This window comes from Leptospira harrisiae (assembly GCF_002811945.1).
In the GTDB taxonomy this organism is placed as follows: Bacteria; Spirochaetota; Leptospiria; order Leptospirales; family Leptospiraceae; genus Leptospira_A; species Leptospira_A harrisiae.
The window spans coordinates 1-21860 of record NZ_NPDX01000004.1 but is presented as its reverse complement, the minus strand read 5'-3'; the positions used below and the strand labels follow the sequence as shown (position 1 = coordinate 21860).

At 39.5% G+C, this 21860-nt stretch carries 20 protein-coding genes; 15 read left to right on the top strand and 5 right to left on the bottom strand.

The features are described 5' to 3' along the window. Positions 1 to 7 precede the first annotated feature (7 nt). The 14 genes from asd to CH364_RS13305 all read left to right on the top strand — a co-directional run bounded on the left by asd (position 8) and on the right by CH364_RS13305 (position 15919). Positions 8 to 2254, top strand: a complete 2247-nt coding sequence (gene asd, locus CH364_RS13370; RefSeq protein WP_100744428.1) for an archaetidylserine decarboxylase — start codon at positions 8 to 10, stop codon at positions 2252 to 2254. A gap of 2 nt (positions 2255 to 2256) precedes the next feature. Further along, the gene (locus CH364_RS13365) at positions 2257 to 2580 is read left to right on the top strand and encodes a DUF971 domain-containing protein (RefSeq protein WP_004787162.1); all 324 of its coding nucleotides are present in this window, start codon (positions 2257 to 2259) and stop codon (positions 2578 to 2580) included. Positions 2581 to 2673: 93 nt separating this feature from the next. Further along, positions 2674 to 3744, top strand: coding sequence for a flagellar motor switch protein FliN (gene fliN, locus CH364_RS13360; RefSeq protein WP_004784465.1), 1071 nt, complete (start codon positions 2674 to 2676; stop codon positions 3742 to 3744). A 41-nt stretch (positions 3745 to 3785) separates the two neighbouring features. Next, positions 3786 to 4529, top strand: a complete 744-nt coding sequence (locus tag CH364_RS13355) for a FliO/MopB family protein (RefSeq protein WP_100744791.1) — start codon at positions 3786 to 3788, stop codon at positions 4527 to 4529. Continuing rightward, a complete protein-coding gene (gene fliP, locus CH364_RS13350; RefSeq protein WP_100744429.1) occupies positions 4526 to 5335 on the top strand; it encodes a flagellar type III secretion system pore protein FliP in 810 nt (269 codons plus the stop codon). Before CH364_RS13355 ends, fliP begins: the two co-directional genes overlap by 4 nt. Next, on the top strand, positions 5332 to 5595 hold the full coding sequence (gene fliQ / locus CH364_RS13345; RefSeq protein ID WP_002974890.1) for a flagellar biosynthesis protein FliQ: 264 nt from the start codon (positions 5332 to 5334) through the stop codon (positions 5593 to 5595). The genes fliP and fliQ overlap by 4 nt, the downstream gene beginning before the upstream one ends. A gap of 1 nt (position 5596) precedes the next feature. Further along, a complete protein-coding gene (fliR, locus tag CH364_RS13340; RefSeq protein ID WP_100744430.1) occupies positions 5597 to 6379 on the top strand; it encodes a flagellar biosynthetic protein FliR in 783 nt (260 codons plus the stop codon). After that, the gene (locus CH364_RS13335) at positions 6376 to 7626 is read left to right on the top strand and encodes an EscU/YscU/HrcU family type III secretion system export apparatus switch protein (RefSeq protein ID WP_100744431.1); all 1251 of its coding nucleotides are present in this window, start codon (positions 6376 to 6378) and stop codon (positions 7624 to 7626) included. Before fliR ends, CH364_RS13335 begins: the two co-directional genes overlap by 4 nt. A gap of 4 nt (positions 7627 to 7630) precedes the next feature. Beyond that, positions 7631 to 9745, top strand: coding sequence for a flagellar biosynthesis protein FlhA (locus CH364_RS13330; protein WP_100744432.1), 2115 nt, complete (start codon positions 7631 to 7633; stop codon positions 9743 to 9745). A 10-nt stretch (positions 9746 to 9755) separates the two neighbouring features. After that, positions 9756 to 10727 carry a tRNA dihydrouridine(20/20a) synthase DusA gene (gene dusA / locus CH364_RS13325; protein ID WP_100744433.1) on the top strand — a complete coding sequence of 324 codons (972 nt, stop codon included), beginning with the start codon at positions 9756 to 9758 and terminating at the stop codon, positions 10725 to 10727. A gap of 333 nt (positions 10728 to 11060) precedes the next feature. After that, the gene (locus CH364_RS13320) at positions 11061 to 12758 is read left to right on the top strand and encodes a DNA repair helicase XPB (RefSeq protein WP_100744434.1); all 1698 of its coding nucleotides are present in this window, start codon (positions 11061 to 11063) and stop codon (positions 12756 to 12758) included. An 8-nt stretch (positions 12759 to 12766) separates the two neighbouring features. Then, a complete protein-coding gene (locus CH364_RS13315) occupies positions 12767 to 13984 on the top strand; it encodes a pyridoxal phosphate-dependent aminotransferase (protein ID WP_100744435.1) in 1218 nt (405 codons plus the stop codon). Between the two features lie 139 nt (positions 13985 to 14123). Further along, positions 14124 to 15104, top strand: a complete 981-nt coding sequence (locus CH364_RS13310) for an SH3 domain-containing protein (RefSeq protein WP_243401398.1) — start codon at positions 14124 to 14126, stop codon at positions 15102 to 15104. Positions 15105 to 15133: 29 nt separating this feature from the next. Continuing rightward, entirely contained in the window at positions 15134 to 15919 is a 786-nt protein-coding gene (locus CH364_RS13305; RefSeq protein ID WP_100744437.1) for an alpha/beta fold hydrolase, read from the top strand. Between the two features lie 71 nt (positions 15920 to 15990). Here CH364_RS13305 and CH364_RS13300 read toward each other — a convergent pair whose 3' ends face one another. Then, entirely contained in the window at positions 15991 to 16464 is a 474-nt protein-coding gene (locus tag CH364_RS13300) for a Dps family protein (RefSeq protein ID WP_207762271.1), read from the bottom strand. Positions 16465 to 16487: 23 nt separating this feature from the next. Continuing rightward, positions 16488 to 17105: a CsgG/HfaB family protein gene (locus CH364_RS13295; protein ID WP_243401399.1), complete on the bottom strand. Its 618-nt coding sequence runs from the start codon at positions 17103 to 17105 to the stop codon at positions 16488 to 16490. 127 nt (positions 17106 to 17232) lie between these two features. Between CH364_RS13295 and CH364_RS13290 the strand changes: the two genes are divergently transcribed. Further along, positions 17233 to 18147: an alpha/beta hydrolase gene (locus tag CH364_RS13290; protein ID WP_100744439.1), complete on the top strand. Its 915-nt coding sequence runs from the start codon at positions 17233 to 17235 to the stop codon at positions 18145 to 18147. A gap of 28 nt (positions 18148 to 18175) precedes the next feature. On the opposite strand, the gene CH364_RS13285 is transcribed toward CH364_RS13290, so the two are convergent. Genes CH364_RS13285 through CH364_RS13275 form a run of 3 tightly spaced genes read right to left on the bottom strand, consistent with a single transcriptional unit; the run spans position 18176 to position 21687 of the window. Continuing rightward, entirely contained in the window at positions 18176 to 18874 is a 699-nt protein-coding gene (locus tag CH364_RS13285) for a HipA family kinase (RefSeq protein ID WP_100744440.1), read from the bottom strand. A 54-nt stretch (positions 18875 to 18928) separates the two neighbouring features. Then, a complete protein-coding gene (locus CH364_RS13280; RefSeq protein ID WP_100744441.1) occupies positions 18929 to 20647 on the bottom strand; it encodes a hypothetical protein in 1719 nt (572 codons plus the stop codon). An 11-nt stretch (positions 20648 to 20658) separates the two neighbouring features. Then, on the bottom strand, positions 20659 to 21687 hold the full coding sequence (locus tag CH364_RS13275) for an LA_0442/LA_0875 N-terminal domain-containing protein (RefSeq protein WP_100744442.1): 1029 nt from the start codon (positions 21685 to 21687) through the stop codon (positions 20659 to 20661). Positions 21688 to 21860: the final 173 nt, after the last annotated feature.

The window sequence follows — 21860 nt, the reverse complement described above, 5'->3', positions numbered from 1 at the left end:
AACCAATATGGAAACACTCTTTCAAAACGGATCTACGTTTAATCTGATTTTAGGATCGGACATTCTCAGCCCCTATTTTTACCTCATACTGATTGCTTCAGTGTATTTGAGCTTTCGGTTGGGCTTTCCACAAATTCGTTTTCTATTCCTTGCTCTAAAAATTCTTACGGGCAATATGGATTTCAAAGGTTCCAAGGGACAATTGGTTCATTCACAAGCCTTTTTTGCTGGAATTGGTTCATCCTTACTTGCCGGTTCCGTCATCGGAACCGCTCTGGCCATCGCCTATGGTGGAATTGGCGTTCTTTTTTGGATTTGGGTCATGAGTTTACTTGTGATGCCCATTCGTTTTGTATCCTCAACCCTTGCCGTCAAATTCAGAAACCAACTTCCGAGTGGTCGTTACCTTTCGGGACCAATGTATTTTATCGAAAAGGCATTGCGGGCAAAATGGCTTGCTGTGGCCTTTTCTCTTGCAAGTTTAGTAACAGTACTTTTGTTTGGTGGAATTTTTCCTTATGTGGGACTGACATACATCACCAAAGAAGGTTTGAGTTTATCCGGTTTGTCAGGACCCATTTCCATTTCAGTAATTTTACTCTTCATAGTAATAGGTGGCGTTAGGCGAGTGGGGCGTGCTGCTTCCATCCTTGCACCGATTGGAATCATCCTTTTTATTTTTGGTTATGTGTCATTGTTCTCAGGCGGAATGGTTTCCTTTTTTGGATTTTTGTCCGATGTCACGAAGGAAGCTTTTTCCATCAAGGCTTTACAAGGTGGAGGTGCATTTGGAATTTTACGGGGGCTTTCTGTCTCCTTAAGTACTTTCTTTTTGTCGACCGAAACTGCAGTGGGAAAATCATCAGGAATCGCTGGTGTGGTTCGGACTGATTATGCCGCAAAACAAGGGTTAGTGAGTATGCTTGCTTCCTTCTTTGAAGGTTTTGTTATGGCAACACTCGTTGGTTTTGTTTTGTATTCTTATGGTGCAGTCAATTTAGAAACAATCCTTTCTTTCCCCGATCGGATTTTGGAACACAAGGATTCGATCCCAGCTATTTTATTTTTTATTTCCTTTCTTTGTTTTGGTATTCTGAGCCTCGCTGGTTGGTTTTATAGTGGAGAACAAAATGCATTTTATGTATTTGGTGAAAAGTTTTCCAATTTTTTTCGAATGTTGTTTATTGGATCAACTCTCGGTTTTGCTTATCTTTATGTAAAATATGGAATCGAAGTTTTTATTTTTGTTATGCACTGGGGTTACATTGCGGCAGTCATCACCAGTGTGCCTTTGTTAGTTTCTCTAATGTTACTTGGTAAATCTGCCAATTTTGAATTAAAAAAATACCTTTCTGAATCAGGTGCTCGTTACGAAATTTTCAAAGACATTTACCTTTTGTTTTTGACCTTACTACCTAAAAACCTGATTTCCAAACTGTTTGGATACTTCTCCATGTTTAAGATGCCAAGATTTATGATGATTCCCATCTTAAAGGCATTTGCAAAGGCATACAAAATTAATTTGAGCGAAGCAGAACTTGAGATTAAAGAATACGCATCTCTCAATCAATTTTTTACTCGTGCCCTTCGTGCAGAAGCTAGGATCATTGATTCAGCTGCCAACGCCGTGGTTTCTCCTACAGATTCTAAAATCACAAGTTTTGGTAATATCAGTCAATCAACTATCATCCAAGCAAAAGGGATTGATTACTCCGTAAAAGAATTGTTAGGTTCCGAAAAGTATTATCCATTTTTCACAAATGGTAAATACATCACCTTTTATTTATCTCCGCAAGATTATCACCGCATCCATAGTCCTTTTGCTGGGCAAATTTTAGGATACTATTATGAACCAGGGAAACTTTTCCCTGTGAACGATTTAGCGGTTCTCAATATCCGAGGGCTTTTTCCAAAAAACGAAAGGCTCATCACTTTCTTACAAACGGAATACGGCAAAATAGCTGTTATCAAAGTTGGTGCGTCTAACGTTGGTAAAATTCGTGTTACGTATGACAATAAAATTGTAACAAACAACTGGATTCGTTTTGCAAAGGAACACCATTACAAAGACGTATCGATCATGATTGAGAAAGGGTCGGAACTCGGACGTTTTGAAATGGGATCCACAGTCATTCTTGTATTCGAAAATGACACCATAGACTTGACAAACATAACCCTCGGTGACAAAATTCAGTATGGAACTACCGTTGGAAATTTTCGTTCCAAAACGACAAAACTCCCGGTGAAACCTTAAAAATGTCGAATTCGCAGCTTGCCACCTTCCCGAAAGAAATTTCCTTCGATGATGATTCGCTTTATATCGAATGGAAGGATGGCCATGGGTCAAAGTATTCCCTTCTTGACCTGCGTAAAAAATGCCCTTGTGCCACTTGTCGGGGTGGGCATGGTGGGAAAGTCGGAGATGCCACTGGACATATCCAGTCCATCAAACTGCTTTCTTGGACTAAAGTGGGTCGTTATGCGATTTCCATAGTTTGGAGTGACTACCACAACACGGGAATTTACTCGTATGACAACCTCCGTGCCTATTCGGATGGATTTGCCAGCGCATTCGACTGATCTTTTTACTTTTTGTCAATTCGGAAAAAAACTGAGTGACAAAAAGATTCATATTATGTCTCATTATCCTAAGTTTTCCGGAGATATAAGGGTATGGGTGAAGGTTCACTCTCACAAGACGAGATAGACGCATTACTACAAGGTGCGGATGATACATTCGACCTCTCTTCCTTAAGTGGCGCCGCAAGTTCGTCATCGGACAACCTATCTCCAATTGACCGCGACATTATTTCTGATGTGATCGGCTCTGCATTCCAGGTGGCGGGGAACACACTTGGCACGATCTTGGCAAAAAACACTCGTTTTATGAACCCTGCCACCGAATCGAGCTCCTCAGCTGACATTCAAAAGGAACTTGGAACAAAATCCGTTAGTTTATTCTCCACCATTAGCGGAAGTTTGGCGGGACGAGTTTGCCTCATTATGGCGCAAGAAAACGCTGCAAAAATTGCTGGTGTGATGATGGGTGGAATGACTCCTCCAGGCCAACTAGACAATGCACAACTCCAAACTTTAAAAGATTCCTTGTCACCAATTCTTGGAACTGTGACAGCACAAATCGGAATGAAACTTGGTGGCACCATGTCCGGTAGCCCACCAGAGATTGCGTTGGTGAATTCAGGCCGTGATTTACAACTACCAGATGACAGCAATTTGGTGAAAACCTCTCTCAGTTTGAATATTGATGGAGTAGGTTCTTTTAAAGTATATTATGTAATCGCATTGTCTATGGCAAATTCCGTTTTGGATATCCAAAAGGGTGGTGGCCAAAAACAACAACAACAGTCCGGCGGAATGAACGTCAACATGCAACCCAATATGGGAATGGGTGGCGGCCAAGGGTCTGTTGGAATCAAAGGTGTTAATTTTCCATCTCTTGCGACAGCAGGTGGTGGCCCGGGACAAACAAACCTCAACCTCCTCATGGATGTGCAAATGGCACTAACAGTGGAACTTGGAAGAACCAAAATGTACATCAAAGATATTTTGGGTTTGGGTGAAGGTTCCATCATCGAACTAGATAAGTTAGCTGGTGAGCCAGTGGATTTACTTGTAAACGGCAAACTCATCGCGAAAGGTGAGGTTGTGGTCATCGATGAAAACTTTGGGGTTCGTGTTACCGATATTGTAAGTCCAACCGATAGACTCAAAGGCGAAAAATGATTCGTAAAACCGAGAGGCCACAAAAACGAAAGGGGCAAGTTATGTACTTTTGCCTGATTCTCGTATTTTTTGTTTCTCCTCTTTTTTCTCAAAATGCAGAAACTAAGGAATTGGACCAAATCCTTCGCCAGGAATTGGGTGATTCCAAATCTAAACCTGCCGATGCCAATAATTCAAATTCTCCACCTAGGTTTGAAGGACCATCTAACACTAACAAAACGAATGTGGGAGAGGTTCCTAGAGGGAACGAAGAAACTAATCTAATCCAAGAGCGATATGCAGAAAATCCGGATGATTCCCCTTCTGCCACTTGGATTTTACTAAAAATTTTATTTATTTTAAGTATTTTAGTGGGTGCAGGATATTTTCTCATCTTGCAAATGCAAAAAACAAAGTCGGCAAAATATCCTGTCAAAGGGTTTATGAAAGTTTTGTCTAGTTTGTCACTTTCTGCTACACAATCAGTTCAAATTGTCGAAGTGGGCGGTCGTACGCTTGTGTTAGGTGTCGCTGATGGATCTGTGAGTTTACTCACTGAAGTGACAGCACCCGACGAAAAATCACAAATTCAAAAAATGAAAGAGGAAGCGGACCCGTACGTTCCTAATTTTTTGGAAACTGTCCTCGAAAGTTTACAAAGCAAAGCACAAAGAAAAATTCGCATCAACCCTTCGAAGATGGAAAGTTTGGAATTTGATGGGGCAGCAGAGATCCAAAGGAAAGCGAAAGAAGGACTGGAGCGCCTACGCAAACACCGTGAATTGTTGGAAGGAGGGGAGTCGTGAAATTCCGTTTTTTATCCTTCCTTAAGAGACATAAATCAATTATTTTTCTCATTGGGATTCTGTTTCTAATCACTGCGGGTGGGTTTACTGGGCTTATGGCCCAAGATAAAGGAACAAGAATTCCTATTCCGAATTTATCGTTTAATGTAAATGAGGCGAAAGGTCCAAAAGAAACAAGTTTGTCTCTGATGATCCTTTTCCTTGTGACCATTCTTTCGTTGGCACCGGCAATTGTGATGAGTGTCACTTCGTTTACGAAGGTGGTGATTGTGTTTGATTTTGTGAGACGAGCACTTTCTTTACAAAACTTACCACCAAACCAAGTGATGATGGGTCTTGCCCTTTTTGTTACTTTTTTTATTATGGCACCTACCATTGGTAAGGTGAATGATGAAGCCCTCCAACCATACTTAAATGGAAAAATTGACCAAACGGCGATGATGGAAGGATCTATGAAACATCTTCGCCAATTTATGATTCGCCAATTGGGAAAAGATGGAACAAAGGATGTTGCTTTGTTTCTGAAAATTGGGAAAGTTCAAAATGTAAAATCCTTTGAAGATGTACCTTCCTATGTTTTGGTTCCCGCTTTTATGTTAAGTGAAATCAAAAAGGCTTTTATTATTGGTATTTATATCTTCATTCCGTTTATCGTGATCGATTTGATTGTTGCATCTGCACTTCTTGCTATGGGTTTTATGATGTTGCCGCCGGTGATGATTTCACTGCCACTAAAACTGATTCTCTTTATTCTGATTGATGGATGGAACTTGCTTGTTTTAGAGCTTGTAAGGAGTTACAAATGACAGAAGTCGATGTAGTCAATTTACTCCGAGAAGCATTCATAGTCACATTAAAAATATCTAGTCCCATCCTGATTACTGCACTTGTAGTCGGACTAATTGTTGGTATCCTGCAAACAACTACCTCTATCCAAGAACCAACTATAGCTTTTGTACCAAAACTTGTTTCTATTTTTGCCGTGATTGTTTTTTTTTCGGCATGGATGGTTCGAGTGATGACAGACTATACTCGTGAAATTTTTTTTATGATAGAAAAGATATGATATGGAACCATTTGTTTTACACTTTCAATCTTTTCTCTTTGTCTTAGTTCGACTGCTCGGACTTTTCCTTGTTGCACCTTTTTTCTCATCAGAATCGATCAATTTTTCACTTCGAATGATCTTTTCTTTTATGGTTTCGCTGATTGTTTATCCTGTTGTAGCAACGTATATGCCACCTGTCCCCGGCCATATGGTCAATTTCGGGATTCTGATAATATCGGAAATGTTAGTTGGTGTGTTTATTGGATTTCTCGTCTCACTTGTGTTTGCTGCCTTCCAAATGGCAGGGGAATTTTTTAACAACCAAATTGGATTTGGATATACGGAGATTTTAGATCCAGTCACACAAAATTCACTCCCTGCCATTGGTACTATGAAAAACTTAATGGCAACAGCTCTCTTTCTTGTTATTGGTGCCCACCGGTTTCTCATTGAAACACTGGCATATTCCTTTGAAAAAATTAAAATCATTTCTTTCACTGGGAAGGTAAATGCTGGTTTGTATCGTTTGATGGAAGAAGCCATTGGTGCTATGTTTGTGGTGGCTTTTAAAATTGCATTACCTGTGATGGGAATTTTGTTTTTGGTTTCACTTGCAGAAGGCCTAATGGGGAAAGCAGCACAACAAATGAATGTGATGTCCATGTCTTTCCCACTCAAAGTATTTATTGGAACTCTTACTCTCATTGCAACTCTAACTTTTATTGCAACACAAATGGTACAAGGGATTCAAATTTCTATGGATAAGGCGAGTTTACTCATTCGGGAGTGGCCAAACCTATGAAAGATTGTATTAAAAATGTATTGGGTAATGAAAAGATCGAATTTTTTTCTTGGGTCAGATCATTGTTTGGTGGATTAGAAATTTTTTCTATCAATTCAAAACCTGAGTCGCATATAAAAACTCTGTCAACTTCCGCTTTTTTTTCCACTGGATACTATGAAATCCAACTCCAACTCTTTGCTGCTGCTGACGAAGGGAGAACGGAACCACCAAGTGAACGTCGTAGGCGAGAAGAAAAAGAGAAAGGGAATGTACCTAAATCAAACGAAGTTGCTTCTACTTTGGTTCTGTTAGGTGGAACTGGCGTATTGTTTATTCTAGGTGATACATTTATTAGAAATACTGCAATTTTTATCAAAAAATACCTGCCTATGGGAATGAAACTAGACCGGTTTGGGGCTGAAGAGTTCCGGGTGATTCTCTCTGGTGTATCCCGTGATTTTTTTAACCTGCTTTGGCCTGTTCTTGCGATTACTCTTGTCTTTGCAGTTGTTGGAAATGTGGTTCAAGTTGGGTTTATGTTTTCACCGAGAGCTTTGTCTTTTCGTTTTGACCGTATCACACCTAACTTTAAACGTGTATTGCCGAATCGCCAAACATTGTTTAATTTAGTGAAGTCGCTCGCAAAAGTAGTGTTAATCGGAGTGATTAGTTATATTTTAATTTCCGGAGATTTTCTAAAAGTCCTTTTGACGGGAAATATGGGTATGATGCAGGCAATTTCCCTTATCACCTATTCTGGATTTAAGATTATGATGGCGGTAGGACTTTTGCTTTTGGGGATTGCCGTTGCTGATTTCTTTTTTCAAAAGTCTGAATTTGAAGAATCATTAAAACAAACGCCTTCGGAAGCGAAACGTGAAATGAAAGAAGATTCAGGGGATCCTGTGATGAAAAATCGTAGGATGCAACTCGCACGTGACATGATGCAGGGGAATATGCTTCGTGAAGTTCCAAAGGCTGACGTTGTCATAACCAACCCCACACATTATTCAGTAGCACTATCCTATGAAATGGGAAGGGATTCTGCACCTCGTGTGATTGCGAAAGGAGAGAATCGCCTAGCATTAGAAATACGAAGGATCGCTCGCGAAAATGATGTTCCGATCGTTGAAAGCCCTAAACAAGCACGCCTTTTATATGCGCAAGTGGAAGTGGGAGAAGAAATCCCGCAAGAGTTCTTTCAAGCAGTGGTGCAAATCCTTATCACTCTTGAGAAGTTTAAAAAAAAAGTAGGAATGGCATAAGCAAATGAACTTTAGAGATATACTCAAACAATCCGATTTGATATTAGGAGTGGGAACACTTCTGATTTTGGGAATGTTGATTGTCCCGCTGCCGGGCTTTGTCTTAGACATTCTCATTGTTGTGAGTATTGGACTCGGGCTCCTGATCCTCATGACTGCTTTGTCAGTAACGGAACCCAGTGAATTTTCGATTTTTCCTAGTATCCTACTGATCACCACGTTATTTCGATTAGCACTAAACGTATCAACAACAAGACAAATTTTATCCAAAGGCCCTGCAATGAATTCCAGTGTCATTGAAGCATTTGGAACCTTTGTGGTGGGTGGAGAATCGGGACTTGGTAAGTATGTTGTTGGTCTGATTATCTTTATTATTCTTACCATTGTACAGGTGTTAGTCATCACAAAAGGTGCGACACGGATCTCGGAAGTGGCAGCAAGGTTTACACTCGATGGATTACCACAAAAACAAATGTCCATTGATATGGAACTTAATAGTGGTGCGATCACTGAAGCAGAGGCAAAGGTAAAACGAAAAAAAGTCCAACGTGAAGTTGATTTTTATGGGGCTATGGATGGAGCATCGAAGTTCGTACAAGGGGATGTAAGAGCGGGATTAATCATCACCGCTATCAACTTACTCGGTGGAATATTGATTGGTTCCACAATTCGTGGAGAGTCCTTTCTTGCTTCGATAGAAACGTATGGAAAGTTTACGATTGGGGATGGACTTGTTTCGCAAATCCCAGGATTACTATCGACAACTGCAACCGGTATCATTGTCACACGTTCGAGTTCAGAAAAAAAACTCACAGTGGAAATCAAAGATCAACTTTTTGGAAACGCAAAAACTCTGTATGTGGTTTCAGGAGCCCTTGGTCTTTCTAGTTTGATCCCTGGACTGCCATTTTTCTCACTACTCTTTTTAGCGGGAGCCATTGGTTATTTGGGATATTCTATTGAACAAGTGGCAAAAGAAGAAATCAAAAAAATTGAAAACGTTGCCCAGGAAAAAGTCCAAGAAAAAAAACCAGAGAATTATATCAAAGAAATTTCTGTCGAAGCCATTCAGGTGGAACTTGGCCGCGATTTACTGCCGTTAGTTGACGCTTCGTCAGGTGGACATTTACTGGAGCAAATTGCGAACACACGCAAAAAATTTGCAATCGATTTTGGACTCGTGATCCCAGCCATTCGAATCATAGACAATTTAGAAATCCCTCACGATAATTATAGTATTCGAATCAATGGAGTGGTTGTTGGACAATCTGCAGTGCGAGCAGACCGTTTGATGGCTATGAACAATACAGCACGTAATTTGGAAGCCATTGTGGGTGAACCTTTTACGGAGCCAGCCTTTGGATTGAAAGCCACTTGGATTGATCCAAATGATAAAATTGAAGTAGAGAACAAAGGTTATTCGGTCGTGGATCCATCTACGGTCATCATCACTCATTTAAAAGAACTGATTTCTAATTATGCTTCGCAACTCCTTGGAAGAGAAGAGGTGAAAGCCCTTCTTGAACATTTACGTCAAACTCATCCCACTCTTGTGGGAGAATTGGATTACGATAAACAAGGTCGCCTTGGGATCATCCAACAAACCTTGCAGAATCTTTTGGCAGAAGGATTGTCGATTAAAAACCTTCCAAAAATTATGGATGCCATTGCAAATCATCTTCCACGAACCAACAATCCTTTTGATTTAGCAGAACATGTTAGACAAGCATTATCTCGCCAAATCATCAATGACTTCCTTTCACCAGATGGAAAGTTACATGTGGTCACCATTGATCCACGGATCATTGATCGTATGAATAAAAGTATCACTCTAGATGAAACGGATGGAAGTAAACTCATCATCCTGCCTCATGATGTTCGTGTGAGAATTTTGGAATCGGTATATAACGAATTACAAAAGGCTTTGGATGAGAACAGGTTCCTGATCTTTGTGGTTTCTAGATACCTAAGACAAGCCTTTGCATTCTTTTTGACAAAGGAACTACCCCCCAGGAACTTTGCAGTAATTGCTTCTGAAGAAATCCATAGAGGGGTTCCCACAGAAATCGCTTCTGTTTTAAGCCTTCCATCCAGAGAGGAACACCCGCAAGAAGCATAGGAGAATTTTTTTGACAAGTCCCGTTCCATCGTACCGCATTTCTGTTGCCCCGATGATGGACTGGACCGACAGGTATTTCCGCTTTTTTATGCGGATTATCTCCAAACACGCGTTACTCTATACGGAGATGGTGACCACAGGTGCCATTCTTCGTGGAAAAGACAACCATCGATATCTCGATTTTTCAAAAGAAGAACATCCCATTGCACTTCAGTTAGGTGGAGATTCTCCTTTGGCACTTGCTGAATGTGCCAAAATTGGGGAAAGCTGTGGGTATAACGAAATCAATTTGAATGTAGGTTGTCCTTCGGACCGAGTACAAAGTGGCAGTTTCGGTGCCTGTCTTATGAAAGAACCAAACCTTGTGGCGGAGATGGTTTCTTCTTGTAAAGCAAAGGTCAAAATCCCTGTGACCGTCAAACACCGGATTGGTGTGAATGGAAAAGAAACATACGAAGATTTATACCATTTTGTATCTAAAATCAAAGATGCAGGGGTCGACCATTGTATCGTACATGCAAGGATTGCAATTTTAGAAGGACTTTCACCCAAAGAAAATCGAACGGTTCCGCCTCTCCGTTATCAAGACGTATACCAATTAAAAGAAGATTTTCCTAGTTTAACCATCACGATCAATGGGGGAATTAAAACCCATTCAGAAATTAAAGAGCACCTAACCAAAGTAGATGGAGTGATGATCGGGCGAGCCGCCTACGACAATCCATTTTTGTTTCATGAAGTGGACCAATTTTACTTTGGTTCCAAGGAAAATCCTCTTTCTAGAGAAGAAGTGCTTACAGAACTAATCTCTTATATTCGGCTTGTCCTAAAAAAAGAGGGAAAAGTGCACCATATCCTTAGGCATATTTTGGGTCTTTATTATGGAGAAAAGGGAGCCCGGGAATATCGGAAATTTCTCACTGACCGAATGCATCTAACAGGTGCCAATGAATCTATTTTAGAGGATTATTTGAAGCGTTAAGGATCCGGAGGGCGTAAGGCCAGCGGATCGTCTAACGACGAGAAGCTGGCGGGAGCGTAAGCGCACCCCGGAGTGAGCCTGACCCTTGGAAATTTAGAGTGGGAAACTAAAATCCCATTGGGAACGCCCATAAAAACAAAATCAGTCAATCTAAAAAAAATAATAGAAAAGGTATAGAGTAACTAAGATTAGACGGTTGGTTACTCCACTTTGTTCCAAATATTCTGGATTTGCCTGAAAAACACGTCGAAAACACATCGAAAATCTATTAAAATCAAATGAGTTGACAGGGCGGTTTCTCTTCCCAGCCTGGTTAAATTGAGAGGGAATACCATGACCAAGCCACTCACCGTACAAAGTGATAAAACAATGCTTCTTGAGGTGGATAACCCAGAATTTGAAGCCTGTCGGGACCTCATTGCCAAATTCGCAGAGCTTGAAAAAAGCCCGGAATATATGCATACCTATCGCATCTCTCCACTCTCTTTGTGGAATGCAGCGTCTATCAAAATGACTGCCGAAGAGATCATTGAAGGATTAACAAAGTTTGCTCGTTATTCCGTTCCAAAGAACGTAATGAATGAAGTGAGAGAACAAATTTCTCGTTACGGAAAAGTAAAACTGGTAAAAGAAGAATCCGGGGAATTGTATATCATTTCCAATGAAAAAGGATTCATCACAGAAATTGCTAACAACCGTGCCGTTCAACCCTTTGTGGATGGAATGGAAGGTGATAAAATTCGTATTAAAAAAGAATACCGTGGTCACATCAAACAAGCGTTAATCAAAATTGGTTTTCCAGTGGAAGACCTTGCAGGTTACGATGAAGGGAATAAATATCCATTCAACTTACGTCCTGTTACCATCAGCGGAATTAAATTTGGAATGCGTGATTACCAAAGAGCCTCTGTAGAAGCCTTTCATGCCGGTGGGCGGAATGAAGGTGGATCGGGTGTGGTTGTATTACCTTGCGGTGCGGGAAAAACAATCGTTGGTATGGGAGTCATGCAAATTGTCGGAGCAGAAACTCTGATTCTTGTAACGAACACTTTGTCCATTCGCCAGTGGAGAAATGAAATTTTAGACAAAACCGATATCCCAGAGTCTGACATTGGTGAGTATTCGGGTGAGATGAAAGAAATCAAACCCATCACAATTGCAACTTATAACATCTTAACTCATAGGAAGAAAAAAGGTGGGGACTTTACACATTTTCATATCTTCAGTGCCAACAACTGGGGACTGATTGTGTATGATGAGGTTCACTTATTACCAGCTCCTGTTTTCCGTATGACATCGGAACTTCAAGCCAAACGCAGGTTAGGTTTAACGGCAACTCTTGTGCGTGAAGATGGACTCGAAGAAGATGTGTTCTCCCTCATCGGTCCTAAAAAATACGATGTACCTTGGAAGGAACTCGAAGCCAAGTCATGGATTGCGGAAGCCAATTGTGTGGAGATCCGTGTTCCTATGGAAGATGACCTTCGTATGAAATATTCTGTGGCGGATGACCGTGAAAAATTCCGTTTGGCATCAGAAAATCCTGAAAAACTTCGGGCGATTAGTTATATCCTAAAAAAACACTCCACTAACAACATTTTGGTGATTGGACAGTACATCAATCAGTTAGAAGAGATTTCCAATACTTTCAAAATTCCTTTGATTACTGGAAAAACTCCTCTTCCTGAAAGACAGGAACTCTACCAGGCCTTCCGTACAGGACAAATCAAACAACTTGTGGTATCTAAAGTGGCAAACTTTTCTATCGACTTACCAGATGCAAACATAGCCATTCAGGTATCGGGAACCTTTGGTTCGAGGCAAGAAGAGGCGCAGCGTCTAGGAAGGATCCTTCGTCCGAAATCCCAAGACAATACAGCTATATTTTACTCGTTGATTTCGCGTGATACTAACGAAGAGAGATTTGGTCAAAACAGACAACTCTTCCTCACCGAACAAGGGTATGAATACGAAATTTATACTTTGGATCAGTTTAAAGAAACAGTTCCAGAGGAATCACTCACTAAATAGAGGACAAAATGAAACTTGTAGCAAAACGACTGGATGTCGTAGAACCTTCTCCCACTCTCGCGATCACTGCCAAAGCCAATCAGTTGAAAGCGAGTGGACTTGATGTGGTTGGATTTGGAGCAGGGGAACCTGACTTTGATACACCTACACATATCAAAGAAGCTGCTAAAAAAGCAATGGACCAAGGGAAAACCAAATACACTCCAGTGAGTGGAACGGTTTCCTTAAAAGATGCCATCATTCGTAAATTTGAAACCGAAAATGGTTTAAAGTACGAAAAGAATCAAATCATTGTGGGTACAGGTGGGAAACAGGTTCTCTACAATTTTTTTATGGCAACTTTGAATCCTGGCGACGAAGTCATTATTCCTGCGCCGTATTGGGTAAGTTATGCGGACATTGTTCGTTTGGCGGAAGGAACTCCTGTGATTGTAGCTACTGATATTTCTAGTGGATTTAAAATCACAGCGGAACAATTGGAAAAAGCCATCACTCCGAAAACTAAGGTATTTATTTTTAATTCCCCATCCAATCCAACAGGGGCAGCTTACACTCGTTCGGATGTCGAAGCACTCGTAAAGGTTTTGGAACCAAAAGATATCATTACAGTTTCTGATGATATCTACGAAAAAATCATTTATGATGGATTGGAATTTGTAAATCCTGCAATGATCTCCGAGAAGATGAAGGAAAAAACTTTTGTGATTAACGGAGTGTCAAAAGCCTATTCCATGACTGGATGGAGGATTGGATACGGGGCAGGGAATCCAGAGATTATAAAAAACATGGACACCATGCAAGGCCAGTCCACAAGCAATGCTTCTTCGATCTCGCAAGCTGCTGCAGAGGCCGCTCTTACTGGTGACCAAACGCCTGTATCCGAAATGTTAAAAGCTTTTGACAAACGACGTAAACTCATTGTGGGACTTTTACGTGAGATCCCGGGTGTGGAATGCCGGATGCCGGAGGGTGCGTTTTATGCCTTCCCTTACATCACTGGTGTGTATGAAACTCCCGGGTTCAAACGCCTTTTTCTTGAGAAAAAAGAATCTTCTTACTCAAAACTATTTTGTGATGTTTTACTCGATAAATACAATGTGGCAGCAGTGCCAGGCATTGCTTTTGGAGATGATAAAGCCATTCGTTTGTCTTATGCGTTAGGTGATAAAGACATCGAAAAAGGTGTGGCTCGCATCAAACAAATGGTCGAGGATTTACAAAAATAAAATGAAGTCCGCCCCTTTACCGAAATATTTTCGAAGAGGGGCTGTGTTTTTTTACCGAATGGCAAATTGGAGAAGAAAGGTTATTTTTCGTTCCCTTTTCTTTAGTATTTCTTTTCTTTCAATTTTGATAGTCTTGCTGATGAAAACTGGTTCTTTGGAATCTGTTCCAACCATCCAAGAAAAATCCAAACAATCAAAACCTTCTGAACTAGTCAAAAAGGATTCCGAGTCACAAATTGTCATTCCAGTGATTGGCCTCAACTTGCATCTGTTTGCTGACCAGAAAAGCGATGTTTTGCGCAAATTAAAATTTGGAGAACCTGTTTCCTATGATAAGGATTCTCTCGAAAGTCCCAAAGAAGATTGGATTCCTGTGAAGTTAGAAGATGGACTTTCTGGATTTATCAAAAGATCCGTAGTCCGCTCCGTTTCACCAAAACAATACCTATCTACTTTGTTATTTGAAGCAGAACGAATGATTCTATCAAAAAACATTGAATTTGCAGCAAAACAAGAAATTACTGATTCTATTTTTTCGATTTCTTCGACAGGTAAATTTACTGGTGACGATTTTATATTCATACGAGCAAAGGCTGGGTTTTTCCTAAAGAAAACGGTGGACCTAATGAATGAAAAGGGAATCAAACCAGACAATGATCCGGGGACTCTCGAATTTTTAAAACGCCACCAGTCTCGTTTATTGTATGATTATAATTCAGGAAAATACTATGTTGATTCCAATTATTTTTGGAAATTATTAGAAGCCTATCCTAAAACCAAACATTCGGATTACGCAGGTTATTTGGCTACTGAAAGTATGCCGAGTACAGATTGTAATACGGATTTAAAATGTCGTCTAGAAGAGATGAGAAAAGGAAAACTTCGTTATATTTATCTTTTTCCTACTGGCAATTATATCAATTTGTATACCAAAGATTTAGTTTCCAATTTACAATCGATGACAAAAGATCCTGATTCCATTCCTTGTTTTGCGCCGGTTGGTGAAGGAATTAAATCTGAAATTAGTCAGATGATTCGATATGCATCTGAAATTGGGCCTAGGGAAAAAAAACAAATCCTTCCTCATTTACAAATCTTAAAAAAAGAATGTTTTCGTTAGCTCTGATTTGAACTTTTAGGAAAGTTTTAATGAAATTAAGTTACAAACTCTATCCTTTTCAACCTACTTCAGAAATTAAAAAAAACAAGGGCGATGTCGTCATCTTACACGGGTTATTTGGGTCGTCTAAAAACTGGGTCACAGTCGGGAAGTATCTATCAAACTTTGGTTCTGTCTATACAATCGATCAAAGAAATCATGGAGATTCTCCTCATACAAACGAACATTCCATTAAACTGATGTCAGAGGATTTGGAAGAATTTTTTTCCGATCATCAAATTCAAAATCCAATTTTAATTGGTCATTCTATGGGTGGACTTGTTGCCATGTATTTTGATTTAACCCATCCAGGATTTTTGAAAGAACTCATCATCCAAGATATTGCACCCAGGTCTTATCCTTTTGCTTATGATAAAGAAATTCAGGCGATGTCGTTTCCTTTGGATGGATTTTCTTCCAGAAACGATATTGATGCGGAAATGGCGAAGTATTTACCTGATACATTCATTCGTCAGTTTTTGCAGATGAGTTTGGAAAGAAATGACGATGGAACTTACCGATGGAAATTGAATGTTTCCGGTCTAAATCGTGCACGTAGAGTGTTTGAGGATGTCTTTTCTTATGACAAAACTTCAGAGACGAAAACATTGTTTTTGTTAGGTGGAAATTCGGAGTATATTAAAAGTAGTGATTGGGCTGTTATGGATCATTTTTTCAAAAACAATCAAAAAGTAAAAGTTGATGGCGGAGGCCATTACATTCATTTCACTCATCAGGCGAAATATTTGGAAATATTAGGTAAAGAGTTATCTTAAATTCCTAAATCCGATTCACTTTTTTGCGAACCAAGGAACAGTAGCCTAGTTTTGACTACTGCTCCTAGAATTTATTCTTCGAGTAAGGATCGTAACATCCAAGCTGTTTTTTCATGGATGTCTAATCGTTGTGTGAGTAGATCTAATGTTGCTTGGTCGTTTCCTTTTTCAGCAGGAGCATAAGCTGCACGAGCGGTGCGTATCACAGCTTCATTTCCTTCCACTAAATGTTTGATCATATCATGGGCTTTGGGAACTTCTTTGTCTTCGGTGATACTAGAGTATTTTGCAAACTCCCAACCACCCATGGGTGCATAATAACCTAATGATCTGATTCTTTCTGCGATGGGATCAATTGCATTCCAAAGTTCCGTATACTGAGTCATAAATAAAATATGCAATGTTTGAAACATAGGTCCAGTAACGTTCCAATGATAACTATGTGTTTTTTGATACAAAGTGTAAGTGTCAGCTAAGAGTTTTTTTAAAGATTCAGAGATGGCACTTCTTTCTTCTTCTGGGATTCCAATATTAATTTTCATCATTTGTCCTTTTGATTTAAAATAATTTATTTCTTTAGTTCCGATACAATACGTTCCACTAAACTCTCTGCAACAAAGTCATATTGGCTAGTGGTTAATAGAATGTCTTCGCGACTCCATATAAGTCCAAGTCCCAAACTGTATTGGATGAGTTTTCCTATTGTCCAATCAGCACCTGGTTTTTTGCGAGCGTTGACAATAACCTGGCCTGATTCGATATGAACGATTTTCAGAGAAACAGTATCAACTAAATTAGGGATGAGTTTTCCCTTTTCATCGTATTTTTTCAGCGCAGAGCCTCTGCCAAAAACCAATGCATCCACACCAAGGACTTTCCCTAGACGAACAGCCGTTTGTGTATCAATAATTCCTGTTTTAGAAAAACTTTGTTCGTTTACCACTTTTGAAAGTTGTTCTCTTTCTATGACTCTGATCGGAAGTAACTTTGCAATTTGTAAAGAAACTGCATCAGTAAACTCATCTCCCCATTTTGCCTCTTCGATGTCAAAAAGTAGAACGGCAACTTTTGAAATTCCCAAATCCGTTTTTCCTGATTCCGGGTATTGGACGGCAGCATCCATGGTGCGACAATTTGCAAAGGATAAACAGAGGAGGAGGGATAGTGACGCTAAATATAGTTTCATAGATTTCCTTAAGAAATGAGGGAAGGATGACAAACAGGCAATTCTTTTTCGGTTCAAAAACTGCCATTTTGGAAAATTCGCTTTTCCTATTGTGGTCTCTCCTAGATTTTTCCAACTAGGTCCTTTAATGAAAAAGATTCTCCGTACATTTATCATTGTTTTCACCTTTTTTTTGCTAGGCGCAGGTTATTATTTTTCATCATCTATCGTTTCCTTTCCCGTCACAACCTTAGAGGAAGATAAGACGAAATTAAAGATCAATTCCATTTCTGATTTTGGACTCCCTGAGCCTGAATCCATACGTTTTCAGAATGGTAACCTTCGTTTGCGCGGTTGGTATTTTAGAAATCCTAAAAAGAAAAAATGCGGTGTTGTTTTACTCCATGGACATACAAGAACCCGCTTTAGTGTTTTGAAATACGCTCCTTTGTTTTGGAAACGAGGATGTAGTTTGTTTTTATATGATGCTCGCCACCACGGTGAAAGTGCAGGAGAATACGGAACGTACGGATTTTATGAGAAACTAGACTTGGAGCGAGCCATAGAATATTTTTCAGAAATCAGTACGGTTCCAGAAGAGCAGATCGGTGTTTTTGGCGCATCGTTTGGTGCAGCCACAGCTTTACAATTTGCAGAGGGTCGAAATGATTTTGCCTTTGTGATTGCTGATTCACCTTATATGGATATGCGTTCGATCGTGGAAAAACGAGCAGTTGATTTATATTCACCTTTGATATTGTTTCTTTCTCCTATTGCCCTTTCTCTAGCAGAACTTCGTGCTGATTTTCTAGTCGATGAAGTCTCTCCTAAAAAAGCTGCTAAATCTATTTTTTTGCCAGTACTATTGATTCATTCCAATACAGATGAGTTTACTCCTGTATTCCATTCTGAGGAAATATTTCAGAATTTAAAATCAAACCACAAACAACTGGTAGAAACTGATTGGGGGGCTAGCCACTGTAAGTCGATTGATGTTCGGCCTAGTGAATATGAATCTATTGTGAATTCTTTTCTAAAAGAACATACTTCCTTTCCGAAATGATTTGTTTTGGAGGATGATCGAATTGTTTTTAATGCGAAAACAGAGATGTAATCCATTGGATTCTATTTTTAAAAATTAAACGGAGGTCCTCCTTTTGAATTTCCAATTCCTTACACCAGGATTTGGGGATGTTTTGGATCACTTTCTCAAAATCAAATTGTAGAATTTTGCGAAGGTATTGATTGTTTTGAATGGATTCAGAAGCGAAGATATGATTGGATGGAAGTGTTTTTGATTCTTTCATAATTGACTCATTTAAAAATTCACAACTTCCGTGATCTATGATCCAAAGTTTTCCTTTTTGATCTTTTAAAAAATTATGACTTTGTAAGGTTCTATCGAAATTTTTAAAAAAGAAATCAATTGCCATTATTTGGTTTTTAATTTCTACACTCATTGAGTTTGGTTCTAATTTGTGTGTTTCTGTTTGGTTTTCAATATAATCTAGGATTAAGTTAACACCAAAACTCTTTTTTACTAAATCATCGAATTCATCGGTTCCAAAATCCCATGGGAACTTATCAGGAAGGAGTATGGGGTATGCATTCGGAACGTTGAACCCTAAGGAAAAACAAACTCGATTGACAAAAAACTCTTGGATTAGGCTTTTTACTCCGTTCCCAGCGCCTTTCATTTTGAGAATATAACTTTCGGAATCGTTTGCAATGATTCTTGTGGGAAAGGAACTTCCTTTATACAATTCTAGAATTTTGAAAACCGTTAACATAAAATAATTGGGAGTTTGTCTGTTTACCACCTATCGATAGATAGGTGATTGATTTTAGCGTATTTTGATTAATCTAGGTAGAGCTTCCCAGTTTCCATCATCTTGTGTGAATCGAGTGAGGTAAATTGGGAAAAAACCAACGCCAGTACCTGCGGAGATTGCATAGCTATAGTTTAATTTTCCATTGGCCGATTGAAGTTGTTCTGCATTGGAAATCCCCGTGCTGTATGTTCCTGGAAATCCTGGTAATAGAGTAACGCTTCCTAAAGAATCTGTGCTACGAAAAATTTCGATGGTAGGTGTTGAAAAAGTAGGATTACTAGAAAGGATAAAATAATCTGCGTTCCCAGAGCTTTTTACAGTTCTCAGAATTCCACTAGTGCCTGAATTAATAATGGAAGAATTGAATCCTGAAATTGGCGAGGCATTTCTTACCAAAGTTGGATTTGGTAAGAAGTAATTATCTGCATTGAATGTATAACCAATAGGTGCAGTGCCAAAGGTGGCAACAAACTTCCCTCTGACAAAAACAGGAAGTGATTCAAAATTCTGTGTTCCATCGAAAATGACAACACGATTGCTTATCGTATTCCCTTCAATACTTCTAACCTGAATAGGGGAAGTTAACGATGAACTAGGGCATTGAAGGTATTCAGTTCCACCGATAGTCACAATTTGAAAGCCGACTGAGTTTACTATTGAATTAGCAAGGTTACAGCTATAGCTAGAATTTAAATCTTGGTTTACTGAAAAATCAGCATTCAGGAGGATTGGTTTTGTTTCTACCGCACTATAGAATGTCGGCGAGATGAGATACCGACCATTGCCAAAATAAAAAGCCGGATACATCCAAGGAAAATTGTCAGGTCGATACAAAAAAAATGTTGGGTCTAATGTAAGTCCAGTCACCGCACTAGAGTTAGGTGTAAAAAATGCAGGAATCCGCAATGCTAAGTTACGAAATCCAAGTATATTTGGTGGAGGACCCACAAAATCATGTTTTTCTTCAGCAAGAAAAAATACATATTCTGATCCATTAAAAACCGGTTTTGATATTTTTAATACTACCTCATAGCCTACCCCTTTTTCAATGGTTACCCCGTCAATTTTTGTAACCAAATCATAGTTCTCTCCATCTGACGAAGATGCAATATATCCGATGGAAGTATTTTGACTAGGGGAGACATAGGAAGTTAGAACTTCTAAATAAATAAACTGCCTTCCGTTTGCAGAACCAAGTGGAGTGAATGTAGAATTCGATGCCAATCGATTTCGATAATTGGCAATGTCTTCTAAAACGAACTGAACAATTCCTCCTTGGGTCAATAAAGAAAATGATTGTTTTGTGATCCCGTTGTATATGCGAAAGCTGGCTGCGCCGACAAGAGTTCCTCCTGAGTTGGCGACGAAAAGGTTCGCAATCCCACGCTCGCTGAAGTATAAAAAACCGCGACCATTGGCATCGAGAGTGACGGTATAGGATTGGACATTTCCAGATTCTCCAAAGGGTGAAGGGGTTATTCCGTTTTCGTCTGCTTCGTTAAAAACAGAATAAGTGACGACCCCGTTGATGTATGGATTTCCACCGGGATCGGTAAACTTCATAAAGACGACAGTTTGGCTATAGGTATTGAAAGCATCGGCTAAGCTTAACAAGCGAAGCAAGGATTGTAGCGAACCTAAGTCTTCAGAGGGATCAAGGTTGGATGGTTTAAAAATTTTGCACTGAAAAGAGAATAGTAGAAGTAAGATGATGCTGAATAAATTTTTCATTTGTATGTCCCTTAAAATAGAATAGAATAACGAACTTCTGCATACACTGAATTCATTTGTGGTCGAATGCCCGTGATGGAATAAGGTCTATCCCAACCAGAATCCCAGTCGAAACCTTCTCTGATTTGTTTGCCTCCAGTGCTGACAGAAGGGCGATCGGGATACCGGTCTCTCCCAATCATATAGGCATGGATGACATTAGTGATGTAAATGATACCTGCTGTTCCGAGCCCAGCCAAATATTTGATATTTGCTTCTTTGGCATTGTTTTTACTTTTTGTGATTAGATCTTCCGTAATGGAAGTCTCAACAAATCCGCCAATAAATTCAGAAGGCAAACTCACATTTTGTGCATTGAATCTGGTACCTGGTCCTCCAATTTGGTTGAGTAAGACCATTGTATCATAATGGGACTTTGCATTTTGTTCTTCGGTGCGTAGAGGTCCAAGTGAATACATAAGAGTTCCAAAAAACAAAGTACCAAAAGTTCCTGCTGATACCGTATAACCACCACAATACTGTCCCCAGCCTGGGATTAATGCAGATCGCCAAATCAAAGCTAATCGGCCACCACATTGGGCTGCTGCCGGAGAGGGACCTAGTTTTCTTGTTGCGAGCCATTCTGCTTCGGCTTTTGCTTCTTTTTCTGCTTGAGTTTCGACATTTTTTTCTTCCAAGAGTCTTGCCTGTTCTGCAAGTTTTGCTTCCTCTTCTAGACGTTTTTGTTCCTTTGCTTCTGCTAGAAGTCTCTCTTTTTCCAGTTTCGCTTTTTCTTTCTCTTCTTTTTCTCGTAATTTTTTTTCTTCAGCGATCCGGATTTTTTCTGCTTCTTGGTCGCTAACATCTTTATAGATTACTTTTAATATTTGGGATTTTGTAACGGTTTGTGGTCCCTCTGTAGTTTGTAATGTAAGTCCTTGTTCGTTTTGATTGGTTACTTTTCCTTTTAGAGTCTTGCCATTTTTTAGAATGACGGTATTGATTGCGAGAAGGGGGAAGGTAATGAGGTAGAGAAATATTATAAAAAGTGTTTTTTTCATACAAAGAGCATTTATTAGAGATTTATAAAAATCTTACATTACTTCAAGAAATTGCAAGAGAATTTTGGGAGGTTTGTTTGGTGAATGATTTCAGTGGGCCAGAATTCACGCGAAGGCTATGGTTATCTGCAGTTTAACGTACGGTATTAGAAAGTAGATTTCCCCGCCCTAAT

Coding starts and splice junctions, on each gene's coding strand:
- fliR (WP_100744430.1), top strand. CDS start 5,597: ATGGAACCATTTGTTTTACACTTTCAATCTTTTCTCTTTGTCTTAGTT.
- CH364_RS13365 (WP_004787162.1), top strand. CDS start 2,257: ATGTCGAATTCGCAGCTTGCCACCTTCCCGAAAGAAATTTCCTTCGAT.
- CH364_RS13305 (WP_100744437.1), top strand. CDS start 15,134: ATGAAATTAAGTTACAAACTCTATCCTTTTCAACCTACTTCAGAAATT.
- CH364_RS13330 (WP_100744432.1), top strand. CDS start 7,631: ATGAACTTTAGAGATATACTCAAACAATCCGATTTGATATTAGGAGTG.
- CH364_RS13275 (WP_100744442.1), bottom strand. CDS start 21,687: ATGAAAAAAACACTTTTTATAATATTTCTCTACCTCATTACCTTCCCC.
- CH364_RS13280 (WP_100744441.1), bottom strand. CDS start 20,647: ATGAAAAATTTATTCAGCATCATCTTACTTCTACTATTCTCTTTTCAG.
- asd (WP_100744428.1), top strand. CDS start 8: ATGGAAACACTCTTTCAAAACGGATCTACGTTTAATCTGATTTTAGGA.
- CH364_RS13300 (WP_207762271.1), bottom strand. CDS start 16,464: ATGATGAAAATTAATATTGGAATCCCAGAAGAAGAAAGAAGTGCCATC.
- CH364_RS13285 (WP_100744440.1), bottom strand. CDS start 18,874: ATGTTAACGGTTTTCAAAATTCTAGAATTGTATAAAGGAAGTTCCTTT.
- fliQ (WP_002974890.1), top strand. CDS start 5,332: ATGACAGAAGTCGATGTAGTCAATTTACTCCGAGAAGCATTCATAGTC.
- CH364_RS13290 (WP_100744439.1), top strand. CDS start 17,233: ATGAAAAAGATTCTCCGTACATTTATCATTGTTTTCACCTTTTTTTTG.
- fliN (WP_004784465.1), top strand. CDS start 2,674: ATGGGTGAAGGTTCACTCTCACAAGACGAGATAGACGCATTACTACAA.
- CH364_RS13295 (WP_243401399.1), bottom strand. CDS start 17,105: ATGAAACTATATTTAGCGTCACTATCCCTCCTCCTCTGTTTATCCTTT.
- CH364_RS13355 (WP_100744791.1), top strand. CDS start 3,786: ATGTACTTTTGCCTGATTCTCGTATTTTTTGTTTCTCCTCTTTTTTCT.
- CH364_RS13335 (WP_100744431.1), top strand. CDS start 6,376: ATGAAAGATTGTATTAAAAATGTATTGGGTAATGAAAAGATCGAATTT.
- CH364_RS13315 (WP_100744435.1), top strand. CDS start 12,767: ATGAAACTTGTAGCAAAACGACTGGATGTCGTAGAACCTTCTCCCACT.
- CH364_RS13320 (WP_100744434.1), top strand. CDS start 11,061: ATGACCAAGCCACTCACCGTACAAAGTGATAAAACAATGCTTCTTGAG.
- CH364_RS13310 (WP_243401398.1), top strand. CDS start 14,124: ATGAAAACTGGTTCTTTGGAATCTGTTCCAACCATCCAAGAAAAATCC.